The sequence below is a fragment of the Candidatus Dadabacteria bacterium genome, assembly GCA_026708565.1.
Lineage (GTDB): Bacteria > Desulfobacterota_D > UBA1144 > Nemesobacterales > Mycalebacteriaceae > Mycalebacterium.
In genome coordinates this window covers 1-13,523 of record JAPOUR010000001.1, presented here as the reverse complement: position 1 = coordinate 13,523, position 13,523 = coordinate 1, and the positions used below count along the sequence as shown (strand labels likewise).

General features: G+C 57.4%; 16 protein-coding genes. 14 read left to right on the top strand and 2 right to left on the bottom strand.

Annotated features, from left to right (window positions below):
- Positions 1–11 precede the first annotated feature (11 nt).
- Together OXF42_00080 and OXF42_00075 are read right to left on the bottom strand one after the other, a co-directional pair.
- Positions 12–1,124, bottom strand: a complete 1,113-nt coding sequence (locus OXF42_00080) for an efflux RND transporter periplasmic adaptor subunit (GenBank protein MCY4046500.1) — start codon at positions 1,122–1,124, stop codon at positions 12–14.
- On the bottom strand, positions 1,121–2,440 hold the full coding sequence (locus OXF42_00075; GenBank protein MCY4046499.1) for a TolC family protein: 1,320 nt from the start codon (positions 2,438–2,440) through the stop codon (positions 1,121–1,123). The genes OXF42_00080 and OXF42_00075 overlap by 4 nt, the downstream gene beginning before the upstream one ends.
- Positions 2,441–2,537: 97 nt before the next feature.
- Here OXF42_00075 and hemW point away from each other — a divergent pair, with 97 nt between their 5' ends.
- The 14 genes from hemW to OXF42_00005 all read left to right on the top strand — a co-directional run.
- Positions 2,538–3,749: a radical SAM family heme chaperone HemW gene (hemW, locus tag OXF42_00070; protein MCY4046498.1), complete on the top strand. Its 1,212-nt coding sequence runs from the start codon at positions 2,538–2,540 to the stop codon at positions 3,747–3,749.
- Positions 3,736–5,010, top strand: coding sequence for a phosphopyruvate hydratase (gene eno / locus OXF42_00065; protein ID MCY4046497.1), 1,275 nt, complete (start codon positions 3,736–3,738; stop codon positions 5,008–5,010). The genes hemW and eno overlap by 14 nt, the downstream gene beginning before the upstream one ends.
- Before the next feature lie 25 nt (positions 5,011–5,035).
- On the top strand, positions 5,036–5,539 hold the full coding sequence (locus tag OXF42_00060) for a hypothetical protein (protein ID MCY4046496.1): 504 nt from the start codon (positions 5,036–5,038) through the stop codon (positions 5,537–5,539).
- Complete coding sequence (gene leuC / locus OXF42_00055; GenBank protein ID MCY4046495.1) at positions 5,539–6,963, top strand: 3-isopropylmalate dehydratase large subunit; 1,425 nt, start codon at positions 5,539–5,541, stop codon at positions 6,961–6,963. The genes OXF42_00060 and leuC overlap by 1 nt, the downstream gene beginning before the upstream one ends.
- Before the next feature lie 5 nt (positions 6,964–6,968).
- A complete protein-coding gene (gene leuD, locus OXF42_00050; GenBank protein MCY4046494.1) occupies positions 6,969–7,586 on the top strand; it encodes a 3-isopropylmalate dehydratase small subunit in 618 nt (205 codons plus the stop codon).
- Positions 7,586–8,113 carry a ribosome-associated translation inhibitor RaiA gene (gene raiA, locus OXF42_00045; protein MCY4046493.1) on the top strand — a complete coding sequence of 176 codons (528 nt, stop codon included), beginning with the start codon at positions 7,586–7,588 and terminating at the stop codon, positions 8,111–8,113. The genes leuD and raiA overlap by 1 nt, the downstream gene beginning before the upstream one ends.
- Complete coding sequence (locus OXF42_00040; GenBank protein ID MCY4046492.1) at positions 8,094–8,573, top strand: PTS sugar transporter subunit IIA; 480 nt, start codon at positions 8,094–8,096, stop codon at positions 8,571–8,573. Before raiA ends, OXF42_00040 begins: the two co-directional genes overlap by 20 nt.
- Positions 8,566–9,516 carry an HPr(Ser) kinase/phosphatase gene (gene hprK, locus OXF42_00035; GenBank protein MCY4046491.1) on the top strand — a complete coding sequence of 317 codons (951 nt, stop codon included), beginning with the start codon at positions 8,566–8,568 and terminating at the stop codon, positions 9,514–9,516. The genes OXF42_00040 and hprK overlap by 8 nt, the downstream gene beginning before the upstream one ends.
- The gene (rapZ, locus tag OXF42_00030; GenBank protein MCY4046490.1) at positions 9,513–10,352 is read left to right on the top strand and encodes an RNase adapter RapZ; all 840 of its coding nucleotides are present in this window, start codon (positions 9,513–9,515) and stop codon (positions 10,350–10,352) included. The genes hprK and rapZ overlap by 4 nt, the downstream gene beginning before the upstream one ends.
- A complete protein-coding gene (locus tag OXF42_00025) occupies positions 10,339–10,797 on the top strand; it encodes a hypothetical protein (GenBank protein ID MCY4046489.1) in 459 nt (152 codons plus the stop codon). Before rapZ ends, OXF42_00025 begins: the two co-directional genes overlap by 14 nt.
- Positions 10,794–11,123 (top strand): hypothetical protein, encoded by a 330-nt coding sequence (locus tag OXF42_00020; protein MCY4046488.1) that lies wholly within the window; start codon positions 10,794–10,796, stop codon positions 11,121–11,123. Before OXF42_00025 ends, OXF42_00020 begins: the two co-directional genes overlap by 4 nt.
- A gap of 20 nt (positions 11,124–11,143) precedes the next feature.
- Entirely contained in the window at positions 11,144–11,944 is an 801-nt protein-coding gene (locus OXF42_00015; protein MCY4046487.1) for an HAD-IIA family hydrolase, read from the top strand.
- A gap of 42 nt (positions 11,945–11,986) precedes the next feature.
- Entirely contained in the window at positions 11,987–13,168 is a 1,182-nt protein-coding gene (locus OXF42_00010) for a histidine decarboxylase (protein MCY4046486.1), read from the top strand.
- A partial coding sequence (locus tag OXF42_00005) for an ACT domain-containing protein (GenBank protein MCY4046485.1) occupies positions 13,165–13,523 on the top strand: 359 nt, incomplete at its 3' end. The genes OXF42_00010 and OXF42_00005, both read left to right, overlap by 4 nt.

Sequence of the window (13,523 nt, the reverse complement as noted above, 5' to 3'; positions counted from 1 at the left end):
GAAAGCGCGGATTAAAAACGTTTTGGCTGCGGCAGAGACATGCCTCCGCTGTCTTCCTCTCCGGCCCCCGCCGAAACAACGCCGACAACCACCTTGTCGCCCTCGGTTATCTCCCCGGCCGTGATCTCCGCATATATCTCATTGCTCTCTCCCACAGCAACGGGAATGCGCCTTAACTCGCCCGTAACCGCCCTTACCCAGACGGCGGAACCCGAAGCGTGCGCCGAGCCGTCCGAAGGCAGAAACCGGAGCGCGGAGGTGGGAACGCGGACAACATCGTCAACCCGCGCTATTCTTACCGTCACATCCGCCGTCATGCCGGATTTAAGCGTGTGGTCTTTGTTTTCAACGGACGCCATAACCTCGTAGGCGACCGCGCCCTTGTCATCAAGCGGGGCGCCGGGAACGGAGAGTATCTCTCCGGTGAATGTCTGGTTTCTGAAAGCCGGAACGGTGAACAGAACCATCTGCCCTTCGGCAATGCGCCCTATGTCCGCCTCGCTGACGCGGATAAGAAGCCTCATACGGTCGGGGCTTCCCGCCACCTTCATAAGCATCCCGCCCGTGTTGTCAACGGAGCGCCCCACCTCAACCGAGCGGTGGATGACCGTCCCCTCAATGGGAGACTTTATCTCGGTCGCCTTGAGCATTCTTTCGGCTTCGGCAAACTCCGCCCGCGTCTGTTCGGTGGCAATGCGCGCTTTGTTGTAGTCATTGGCGGAGGTGAGGCGTTTTTCGTAAAGTTCCGATTGGTATTTGAAGTCCGCCTCGGCGGTTTCAAACTCCGCCCGCGCCTTTTCGTAGCGCGATTTCAGCGCGGTGGCGTCAAGACGGACGAGAACGTCATCTTTGGCAACCTGCTCGCTCCTGTCTTTGAGCACCTCGGTAACCGTGCCGGGGATTGAACTGTGTATTTCAATCTCCTCAAAATGCTTGAGAGTTCCGACCGAGGTTATGGTGGAAACAACACTGCCCACCGAAACCGTCCTGATAACGTATTGCGTGGAGCCCTCCCGCAGAGACATGCCGACCCACAGAGATAAGGCAAGAACGGCAAGAACGGCGAGGCGAAGCCGACCGCTCATCGCGCCAAACATGGCAAATGTATTGTCAAACAGTTTCAATTTTCACCCCCTTTCTCCGTCTCTCCGGGCGGAAGACCGCCGACAAGAAACATCAAATCCACAAGCAACACCCTTCTATTATACACCGATTCCTCATATTTGAGGTAAAATTTTGCATATTCTTTTTCGGCAAATTTCAGGTCCAGTATTGAGCCCGCGCCCAGTTTTTCCTTCTCGCGGGCGAGTATCAACTTCTCCTGCGCCGTGCCCAGAACCTGCCTGCTGAGCATTATGTTCGCATCGGCGTGGGTGATCTCAAGCAGCAGCCGCCTGATGTCTCTCTCAAGATGCTGCCGCTCAAGGGCGATCTTTATCTCCGTGTTCTTTTGAGCGGCTCGCATCCGCTCCACCTTTGCCGGACGGGAAAACCCTTCAAAGATCGGCACGGTCGCGCCCGCGCCCGCAATAAAACTTCTTGATTCCTCATCCGCGCCCTCCCCCTCAAACCTGTAGGCGACCCTTCCGTAAATCACGGGCAGGTATTCGGCGCGCGCGGCGCGGACGTTTGCCTCATCGCTCTTCAGCCGCTCCGTCAAACCCCGCAGGCGGGCGTTGCCTTTGAGGGCGGAGGCGACTATCTCACCGGCGGGGCGGGCTTCAAACTCCAAATCCTCCGGAGATTCAAGCGTGATGTTGTTTTCGCCCTCCAGACCGAGAAGTTGAAAGAGTTCAAAGCGGGCGGCTTCAACGGCGTTTTCCGCTCTCCGTTTTTCAAACAGCGTGCTCCTTTCCTCGGACTCCTGCTCGGCGAGTTCAAGGTTTGATATGCGCCCGTTTCTTTCAAGAATCCTGCTTCTTTCAAGTCTCATCCCGGAGAGGCCGTGGCTTTTTTCCGCATAAGAGAGGCGCGCCTCTTCCAGAATGACCAGAAAAAACGCCTTGCGAGCCCGGCGGACGGCGTCTCTTTCGGCGTCCTCTTTTGACATCTTCGCCGCCTTGACAAGGCCGCGCCGCGCTTTGACGCGGTTTCTTGTGCGTCCGAAATCCCAGAGAATCTGGTCGGCAAAGAAGCCGGATTCCCTTTCCAGAAAATCCAGTTCAAACCCCTTCCGGACATTGGGGATAATCCGCGCCCGGATGTTGGGATAGTAGCGCGAGGACGCCTCCCGCCGCCGCCCCTCGCTCATCCTGACCTCCGTTCCGGCAAGCCGCACCTCAAGGCTGGCGTTAACCGCCATGCCCTCCGCCTCTTCAAGCGAAAGCGTCCGCCCCCCGGCGGGCGGCGCGGCAAGCAGAGCGAGCGCGGCAACCAGAAGCGGCGGGAGAAGCGCCCGCTTGAAAGCGGCAAATATGGGGTTTGGAAAAGGAGCGGTCATATTCCTCCGGCGGCGGTTTAAAGGCGGGTTAATTATAGCACAAGAGCGCGGCGGGTTGCCGGTGTCTCCCCCCGCCCCCTGTGTTAAACTCCCCCGCATGCCCGCCCCCAAACCCCTCTCCGTCTACATCCACTTCCCCTACTGCGCCGTCAAATGCCCCTTCTGCAACCTCAATGCGTGGGAAAGTTCAACCTTTGACGAAACCGCCTACGCGGACTGCATAGCCCGCGAGGCGGAGGCGGTCGCGCAAGCCGCGGGGGGCGACTACAAGGTCACAACCATCTTTATCGGCGGAGGAACGCCTTCCCTTATGTCGGGCAATGCCGTCCGCCGCATTCTAAAATATGCGTCAAAACACTGGAAAACGGCGGACGAAACCGAAATCTCGCTTGAGGCGCACCCGCTCTCATGCGGGCGGGAAAAACTGGAATCCCTCCGCACAGCGGGCATAAACCGCATAAGCATAGGGGCGCAGTCCTTTCTTCCGGAAAAACTGAAAATCCTCGGCAGAGACCACGGGGCGGGGCGGTGTTTTGAAGCGGTCGCCGCGGCGCAGGCGGCGGGATTTGAGAACATAAGCGTTGACATTATCGCCGCAGCCCCGGAGGAAACACCGGAGCGGTTTGAACGCGACATACGGCTGGCGGCGGACACCGGAGCAAACCACTTTTCGGTTTACGGGCTTGAAGTTGAAAGGGGCACGCGCTTTTACTCGCTGCGGAAAAGCGGGGGGATAACCCTGCCGTCCGATGACGAGGCGGCGGAAATGGCTTCACTTGCGGCGGGCGTGTTACAGTCGCGAGGGTTTGAACGTTACGAAATCTCAAGTTTTTCCACTCCGCAGACCCGCTGCCTGCACAACATCAATTACTGGCTTTCGGGAGACTACATAGGCCTCGGCGCGGGGGCGCACTCTCACATGACAACGGCGGACGCCCCTTTTGGAGTCAGGTGGGCAAACCCGCGAAATCCGGAGCAATACATGGAGGCGGCGCGGCACAGGCGGCGGGCGCGGACGGAAATCCTTGACCCTGAAACCGGCTTTTCGGACAATGTGATGATGGGGCTTCGCCTCGCCGGTGGAATGAACCTTGCGCTTGCGGAGAAGAAATTCGGCGTCCGGACGGACGCCGCCGCCCTTGAGCGCCTGCGGAGCGGAGGGCTGATAGAACGGGAGGGGGAAACCGTCAGAATTACGGAAAAGGGGCTGCTTGTCGCAAACCCCGTCATTGCGGAGGTGGCGCGCGCCGGGCGGGCAATAGGATATAATCCGCAATTTCAGGAGGAGACCCGCAATGGCAAAAATTAAAACCGTAAAGGCGAGAGAGATTCTTGATTCGCGCGGAAATCCCACCGTTGAGGTGGATGTTCTCTGTTCGGACGGCTCTTTCGGCAGGGCGGCGGTCCCTTCGGGGGCGTCAACCGGAAAATACGAGGCGCGGGAACTCAGAGACTCGGCAAGAAAGAGCAGATACGGCGGCAGGGGCGTCCTTAAGGCGGTGGGCAATGTCAACGGCATTCTCGCGCGGGCGGTGAGGGGGATTGACGCCCGGCGGCAAGCCGATGTTGACGGCGCGATGATTCGCGCGGACGGAACAAAAACCAAGTCGCGCATGGGCGCAAACGCAATTTTAGGGGTCTCTCTGGCGGCGGCGCGGGCGGCGGCGGCATCGGAAAAAGCGCCGTTTTACCGCCACCTCTCAGGCATGAGCGGCGGCAAACCGCGCCTGCCCGTCCCGTTTATGAACATCATCAACGGCGGCGCGCACGCGGACAACAATCTGGACATTCAGGAGTTCATGCTTGTTCCGCACGGATTCAAAACATTTTCGGAGGCGCTGCGGGCGGGGGTTGAGGTGTTTCACAGTTTGAAATCGCTCCTGAAATCAAAGGGGCTTGCCACGGCGGTCGGAGACGAGGGGGGCTTCGCCCCGAACCTGCGCTCAAACGAGCAGGCGATGGAGTTTATGGCCGAAGCGGCGGAAAAGGCGGGCTACAAAACCGGAACGCAGGTGTCTCTCGCAATGGACGCGGCGGCGAGCGAGTTTTTTGACGGCGGCAAATACAGGGTCGGACGGGCGCGGCTTTCATCCGCCGCCCTTGGAAAGATGTATGAAAAATGGGTGAACAACTGGCCCGTAGTGTCCATTGAAGACCCCATGGACGAAAACGACTGGGAGGGCTGGCGCGAGGTTACGTCCCGCATCGGGGGGAAGGTTCAAATTGTGGGGGATGACCTGTTCGTCACCAGCAGGCGGCGTCTTGAGAAGGGCATAAAAACCGGCGCGGGGAATTCAATCCTTATCAAGGTAAACCAGATAGGAACTCTGTCGGAAACGTTTGACGCCATGGCTTGCGCGAAGGAGGCGGGATACTCGCGCATGGTGTCGCACCGCTCCGGCGAGACCGGGGACGCCGCCATCGCGGACATAGCGGTTTCCGCGGGCTGCGGACGCATAAAAACCGGCGCGCCGTGCAGGGGGGAAAGAACCGCAAAATACAACCGCCTGCTCAGAATTGAGGAGGAACTCGGCAAGCGGGCGGTGTTTGCCGGTAACGAAAACTTCTGATAGGATTGGGGTTGCGGAGAAAAAAGTGAGTTTTGTAAAAGACATGCGGGAACTGCTGAAAGACATGGTTGTTCCGGAGTTTGATTCTCTCAAAGAGAAAGTCGGCGGTATTGAGGAAAAAGTCAGCGGCATGGAAGGGAAGATCATCAGTATTGAAGGAAAGGTCGGAAATATTGAAGGAAGAGTCGGCGGTATTGAAGGAAAGGTCAGCAGTATTGAGGGAAAAGTCAGCGGTATTGAAGAAAAAGTCAGCAGTGTTGAGGGAAAAGTCAGCAGTGTTGAAGAAAAAGTCGGCAGTATTGAAGGAAGATTCGGAAATATTGAAGAAAAGGTTGCAAGCAACGCGCGCGGAATTGAAGACAACGCGCGCAGAATTCAAGTAATAGACGGAAAAATAGATGAAGTCCTGAAACGAATCGGGGAAAGAAATGAGGAATTCGGCGAACGGCTTGCAAGGGTTGAGGCAAAAATGGAACAGCATGTCTCCTACAAAACTCCCGCATTTCTTAAAGAAGACGAAAACTCCTGATGGCCGGAAAAACACTTCTTGAAAAAATATGGGACCGCCACCTCGTGAGCGAGGGCGGAGAGGGAAAGCCCGACATTCTCTACATAGACCTTCATCTGGTTCACGAGGTAACTTCGCCTCAGGCGTTTGAGGGCCTCTCAATTGAAGGCAGGAAGGTGCGCCGCCCCGACCTGACTTTCGCCACAATGGACCACAACGTGCCCACAACGCCGAGGGGCGCGCCCATAGACGATGAGATCAGCGCGCGGCAGATTGAGGCGCTCAGGGAAAACTGCCAGAAATTCGGCGTCTCCCTTTTTGACATCGCGCCCGCCGCGGGGATTGAAGACCTTCAGGGCATTGTTCACGTCATAGGACCCGAACTCGGCCTCACAAAGCCGGGAATGACGATTGTCTGCGGCGACAGCCACACCTCCACACACGGGGCGTTCGGGTCTCTGGCGTTCGGAATCGGAACAAGCGAGGTTGAGCATGTGCTTGCGACCCAGTGCCTCAGGCAGACCCGCCCCCGGACTTTTCAAATCAGGGTTGACGGCAAAAAGGGAACGGGCGTTACGGCAAAGGACATCATCCTCGCCGTCATAGGCCGCATAGGAACCGCCGGGGCGACCGGATTTGCGGTTGAATACGCGGGCGAAGCCGTCCGGGACCTCTCAATGGAAGAGAGGATGACCGTGTGCAACATGTCCATAGAGGCGGGCGCGAAGGCGGGAATGATAGCCGCGGACGAAAAGACTTTTGAGTATGCGCGGGGCAGGCGGTATGCGCCTTCGGGCGAAATGCTTGACAAGGCGCTTGAGGATTGGAAAGACTGCGTGTCGGATGAGGACGCGGCGTTTGACAAGACCCTCGTGATGGATGCGGCGGAGATTGCCCCTCAGGTAACATGGGGAACAAACCCCGGAATGGTGGCGGACATAAACTCATGCGTTCCCGACCCTGACAGCGAGCAAACCGGCGAGCAGCGCGACACCGTGCGGAGGGCGCTTGAGTATATGGGTCTCAAACCCGGAACGCCCATCAAAGACATCAAAATAGACAGGGTTTTTGTCGGTTCATGCACAAACTCGCGCATAGAAGACCTTGCCGCCGTGGCGCGCCTTGTTAAAGGCAAAAAAGTGGCGGAAGGCGTGCGCGCCATGGTGGTGCCGGGCTCTCAGAGCGTCAAGAAACAGGCGGAGGAAATGGAGATAGACAAAATACTGAAAGAGGCGGGCTTTGAGTGGCGCGAGTCCGGATGTAGCATGTGCCTCGGAATGAATCCCGATATTCTCGCCCCCGGAGAGAGGTGCGCAAGCACGTCCAACAGAAACTTTGAGGGGCGTCAGGGCAAGGGCGGACGCACTCATCTCGCGAGCCCCGTTATGGCGGCGGCGGCGGCGATTGAGGGGCGCTTTGTGGACGTGCGCGAGTGGGGAGACTGAAAAAGTTGGAGAAGTTCACAAAAATCAGCGCATTGGTTGCCCCGCTTGACCGGGCAAACGTTGACACCGACCAGATCATTCCCAAGCAGTTTCTCAAAAGGATTGAGAGAACCGGCTTTGGCGAGTTTCTGTTCTACGACTGGAGGTTTCTTGACAACGGCAAGACCCCGAACCCCGAATTTGAAATGAACGCCGAGCGCTACAAGGGCGCGGGCATTCTGCTCTCAAGGGAGAATTTCGGAAGCGGCAGTTCGCGCGAGCACGCGCCGTGGTCAATAAGGGAGTTCGGCTTCAGGGTCATCATAGCCCCCTCTTTTGCGGACATCTTTTACAATAACTGTTTCAAAAACTCCATACTTCCCGTCCGGCTCGCCCCGGAGGCGGTGGAGGACCTGTTTGAAAAAGTCAGAAAAAATCCCGGATTCACTCTGGAAGTGGATTTGGAAAAACAAACCATAACGGGAGACGGCGTCCGGCTCGGCTTTGAACTGGACCCGTTCAGGAAACAAACCCTGCTTGAGGGGCTTGACGACATATCCCAGACGCTCGCCGAGGCGCAAGCAATAGACCGTTATGAAAAGAACGCCGCGCAAACAAGGCCGTGGGCGTTCCCGGAGGCATAATGAACATCAAAATAACAACAAGGCACATTACGGACAGGCGGGTCGCCGCCAAGGTGAAGGAATACATGCTCTCAAAACTGCCGAGAGTGGAAAGATACCTTTACAAGCGCGGCGAGGAGGCGTCCGTACGGGCTGTTCTGTCATCGGAAAAACTCAGGCACACGGCGGAGGTCATAGTGGCGGGCGTGCGGCTCTCCGCAACCGCAAGCGTAACCTCGGACGATATGAACTCATCCATAGACAATGTGATGGACGCCGTGGTCAAGCAGCTCAGGCGCAAGGGAGACAAAAGAGTGTCGTCCCGCCGCAAAAAATCCGCGCCGCACGCGCCGCAAGAGACCGGCAAAAGAGAAAACCCCCCCGCAGTGAAAATTGAGAGGGTCGCCGCCAAACCGATGTCGCCCGAAGAGGCGGCGCTTCAAACGGAGGTCTCAGACGGCGGCTTTGTCGCGTTTGTCAACAGCGAGACCCAGGAACTAAACGTTGTTTACAGGCGGGACGGCAAAGTTGTCCTCATCGTCCCCTGAGACCATGAAAATCTCCGACATACTCACAAGAGACGCCATTATAGAGTCGCTTGAGGGAACTACAAAAAACGAGGTTCTGAGGGAAATCTCCGAGGCGGTTTCGGAGCTCTCTCCCCCCCTCGGCGCAGACACGCTTTACAAAATGCTGGTTGAGCGCGAAGAGGTTTGCAGCACCGCGCTTGACCACGGGGTTGCCGTTCCGCACCTGCGGATGCACGGGCTGTCCGAGCCTCTGGCGGTGTTTGCCAGAAGCGCAAAGGGAGTGGATTTCGGCTCGCTTGACGGAGAGCCGACCCACCTGTTTCTGATAATCATAGCGGCGGACTCGCGCGCCGACCTGTATATCAACCTTCTCGCCGGGGTAACCTCGGTTCTTAAAGACGGCGGGATGCGCGAACGCCTGAAAAACGCCGCCTCGGCAAAGGACATTTTTGAGGCGCTTGTCGGGGAAGATGGCTGAGAATAAAAACGTCAGCGTAGGCGAGTTCAAAGAGAAATGGTTCTCGGCGCTGCGGCTTGACAGAGAGCCGGGGAAAACGGGTTTTGACACCCTGATAACCAGCGCCGCCGTGCGCAAGCCCGGCCTCAGAATGACCGAAAAACCCATGAAACTTGACCCCGGACACGTGTATGTGCTCGGGGAAACCGAATGCGCATACATTGAAAAAATGTCGCCCGGGGAGCGCGAGGAACTGGCGGGGGAGTTTGCCGGGCAGAAAGTTCCGTGCTTTGTCGTGTCGGACGGCATAAGGATAAACGCGCGTTTCAAGTCCATGATGAACAAACGGTCTGTCGCGGTCTTCAGGAGCGAAATTCCCCTTGAAGCCCTGATGTCAAAACTGGGGGAGCTGCTTGAGTGGCGTCTTGCGCCGCGCGCAAACAGCCACGCCACCTTTGTGGTGGTTCACGGAACGGGAACGCTGATAACGGGCAAAAGCGGCGTGGGCAAAAGCGAGTGCGCCCTTGAACTTGTGGCGCGCGGGTGGAAGTTCATCTCGGACGATGTGGTGGAAGTCAAAAGAGTGGGAGGCCACCTGATAGGCTCGGCTCCCGAAACCGTCTGGCACATGATGGAGATACGCGGAATCGGCATCGTCAACATAGCCGACCTGTTCGGCAGAACATCGGTCATGGAAAGCCACCCGATTGACATAGTAATAGAGGTTGAGCCGTGGGACGACAAGGCGGAATACGACCGGCTGGGATTTGAGAGCGAGACCGTGAAAATCCTTGATGTTGACCTGCCGTTTGTAAGCATCCCCGTGCGCCCGGGCAGAAACATCTCCACCCTTGCCGAGGTCGCCGTGAGAAACCACATACTGAAAACCGGCGGAATAAACGCGCTTGACCGCCTTCCCGAAACTGTGCCTACGGCAAAGGGCGGCAAGCGGCGCGGAAAATGAAACTGCTGCTGATAATCACCGGCATGTCCGGGGCGGGCAAAAGCACCGCGCGCAGCCTGTTTGAAGACCTCGGCTTCACCTGCGCGGACAACATGCCGGCAAACCTCATCGGGGCTTTCGTGAGCGAGCACAAGGGGCCGTTCGCCGTGGTTGTGGACTCAAGAACTCCGGGCGGAAACCCGCTTGAGAAGGTCGCGGCGGTTACGGACGAACTCAAAGGCGGGGCGCGGGTTGAGACCATCTTCCTTGACTCGTCCGACCGCGCCCTCGCCCGGCGCTACGGCGAGACGCGCAGAAACCACCCGCTTTCGCGGGACGGAGACATTGCCGTGGGGATTGAAAAGGAGCGCGCCCTGCTGTCCGACCTCCGGGCGGCGGCGGACACGGTTATTGACACAAGCGGTTTCACTCCGCACGACCTCAGAGAGCGCCTGTCCGCGCTTTCGCCCGCGGGCGGCGGCATAAAGGTCAATCTCACATCCTTCGGATTCAAGCACGGCAACCCGCAGGACGCGGACATGGTGTTTGACGTGCGGATGCTTCCCAACCCCAACTTCACCCCGGAACTCAAACCCCTGGACGGCACGCGGCGGGAGATAAGGGATTTTGTTTTCTCCGGCGGCGGGGCGGCGCGTTTTCTTGACAAAACGGCGGACATAATTGATTTTGTAATCGGCGCTTACGGAGGGAAGGACAAACTTCACATCAATGTCGCCATAGGGTGCACGGGCGGCAGGCACAGGTCGGTGGCGGTTGCCGACGCGCTCGCGGAGCGGCTGAAGGGCCGTCCCGCAAGGGAGGTGAGGGTTGTCCACAGAGACATTGGCAAAATCTGAAATGAAACAGATACTGGTCGTAACCCACGGGGAACTGGCTTTTGAACTCATCAAAACCGTTGAGTTCGTGCTTGGCGAGAAGTCCGCGATTGTTATAAAGGGCGTCTCGTTCTCCCCCGAAGGCGGCTTTGACGCGCTTGCGGGGAAAATCAAAACGCATTTGAGCGAAGCGGAGGGCGGCACGGTGATTCTCACGGACATGTTTGGCGGAACGCCTTCAAATGTGAGCCTGACCTTCCTTGAGCCCGGAAGGGTGGAGGTTATTACCGGCGTGAACCTGCCGATGCTTCTTAAACTCGCCGCAATGAAACCGGGGGCGTCCCTGCCCGGCGCGGTCAGCGCGGCAAAGAGGGCGGGAAGGGAGAATGTGGTCTCGGCAAGCGAAATACTGACCGGCGGGAAGGCGTCATCCAGACAGGTCGGCGGGGAGGAGGAGAGCAAATGACCGAGGAGCGTTTCAAAAAGGCGGTTGACAGGTGGAAAAAATTCATGCTGAACGGGCCTCTGGCGGAATACACTCTTGAGATAGACCCCGCCGTTGCGCGGGAGTTTGCGGCGGTGGCGCTGTTTCTGGACATGCAGACGGTCAGGGCTTCGGGAGAGGATGAAAAGTTTTACGAGGGCTACAGGGAGGCGTCATCGGACATTTTGAAGTTTATGGGCGTTGAGATGTTTCAGGATGACGGCGGAAAAAAGATAGCGCTTGTTCCCTCCTCTGCGGACCCCGACGCGCGCGCCCGCCTTGCCCGCGCCATGTGGGGGGATGTCTGACCCCCCGTCCTGCGGCGCGCATGAGAATTGTTGACAGATTTGACGCGTTCCTTGCGGACATTGACGGAACGGCGGTGTCCGGGGAAAAGCCGGTCGCCCGCGCGGCGGCGGCGCTGAAAAAACTGAGAAAGACCGGAAAGCCGCTGCTTTTTGTGACCAACAACGCGCGGCGGTCGGCGGCGGGGTGGGCAAAACACCTTGAGAAAATGGGAATCGCCGCCCGTCCGGGCGAGATAATCACATCGGCAACCTCAACGGCGTTCCACATAAGGCGCAGGTTCAAAAACTGCGGAGACGCGAGGGTTTTTGTGTCGGGAAGCGTGGCGCTGCTTTCGGAAGTCCGCAAAACCGGAGTCCGGATTGTCAATCACAAAGAGGCGGCGGCGGGGTGTGATGCGGTTGTGATAGGCGGGCACGGGGGCTTTGGCTATGCGGACATAGACACTGCGGGGCGGGCGGTGAGAAACGGGGCTGTTTTCATAGCCACCAACTCAAACTTTGTTTATCCGTCCGGAGACGGCGACTTCAAGCCCGCAACGGGGGCGCTTGCCGCCGCAGTGGAGAAGGTGGCGGGCAAAAAGCCCGTCATAACGGGAAAGCCGCATCCGGACATCTTCAGGATTTGCCTGAAAATCCTCGGCTCGCCGCCCGAAAGAACCGCCGTCATCGGAGACAGCATGAAAACCGACATAAGGGGGGGCCGCCGCGCGGGAGTCGGGACAGTCCTCACGCTCACGGGAATATCATCGCGCAAAGACCTGAAAAAGTTCAAATACAAGCCGGACTATGTGATAGAAGACCTTTCCGGGCTTTTCAAGTGAGCCCCTCCCCGCCCTGCGGCGAAATCCGATATATTAAAAACCGTGGGTAAAACCAAAAAATCAGGCGCGGACATCTATCCGAAACCGCTTGGCGCAAAAGACAAAAAGCGGCTGGACGCCCTCTACGGCGGTCTGGCCGATGCGCGAAGCACGCACGCGGGCTATCCGTGCAACATGGCGTTTGATTATTCGGAACTCCACCGCTTTCTGGAGTTTCCCATCAACAATGTGGGCGACCCCTTTGGCGGCACAAATTTCAGGGTCAACACGCATGAAATAGAACGCGAGATGGTGCGTTTTTTCGCAAAAATGACAAAAGCCCCCGAAAACAACTGGTGGGGCTACATAACGGGCGGGGGAACAGAGGGAAACATGTACGGCCTGTATATCGCCAGAGAGTTGATGGGGCGCGAGACGCTGGTTTACTTTTCCGAGGAAACGCATTACAGCGTCTCCAAGATAATGCGTCTTCTGGACATGCGGCACATAATGATAAGGGCGGGTGAAAACGGGGAAATTGACTATGAAGACCTGCGGGAGACGGTGCGCATTCACAGAGACCGCCCGGCGATTATAATGGCAAACATCGGCACTACCATGACCGGAGCGGTGGATGACATCGGGAAGATACGGCTTATTCTTTCCGAATTTGCGATAACAAACTCATACATCCATTGTGACGCCGCGCTGCACGGAATGATTCTGCCGTTTGTGGAAGACCCGCCGCCTTTCGGTTTTCCCGCCGGAGCGGACAGCGTGGCGGTAAGCGGGCACAAAATGATAGGCAGCCCGTTTCCGTGCGGCATTGTTCTGGCAAAAAGGGACAAGGTAAACACTATAGCCCGCAACATTGAATATGTGGGCGCGCTTGACACCACAATCACCGGCTCAAGAAACGCCTTTGCGCCGCTTGCGCTGTGGTATGCCGTCCGGCGCTACGGGGACGGGGGATTGAAAAAACTTGTCCGGGGGTCAATAGAGAGCGCGGATTTTCTGATAAAGGAGTTCAAGCAAAACGGCGTGGCGGCGTGGAGAAATGAAAATTCACCGATAGTTGTGTTTCCGCGCCCGTCTGAAAAAACTGTGTTCAAGTGGCAACTTGCTTCAAAGGATGACATATCGCACATTGTCACCCTGCCTCATTTGAGCCGTGAGAAACTGGCGGAGGCGGCAAGGGAGATTTCCGGCGATTTGAAGCAACCGGAAAAGGGAGGGTCAAAATGAAGCAGATAGTGGTGGTAAGCGGCAACAGGATAGGCGTAATTGCGGACATAAGCGGCATTCTGTCCGGGAACGGCATAAACATTGAGCGGCTTGACACCAGCGGTTCAAAGGAGCACGGCGCGGTGATTTTGACGACCGACAATTATGACAAGGCGTTAAAGATATTGAACAATGCCGGTTTCAAGGCGGTTTCTGAGGATGCGCTGGTTGTGCGCCTTGAGAACAAACCGGGTTCGCTTGCGGAGGTTTCCGGCAAACTCAAAGATGCGGGGGTTAATATCCGCAGTATGCACATAATTCAGAAAGGGGATGATCATTCCCTTGTGGCGATTGCCACTGAGGAGAATGAGCGGGT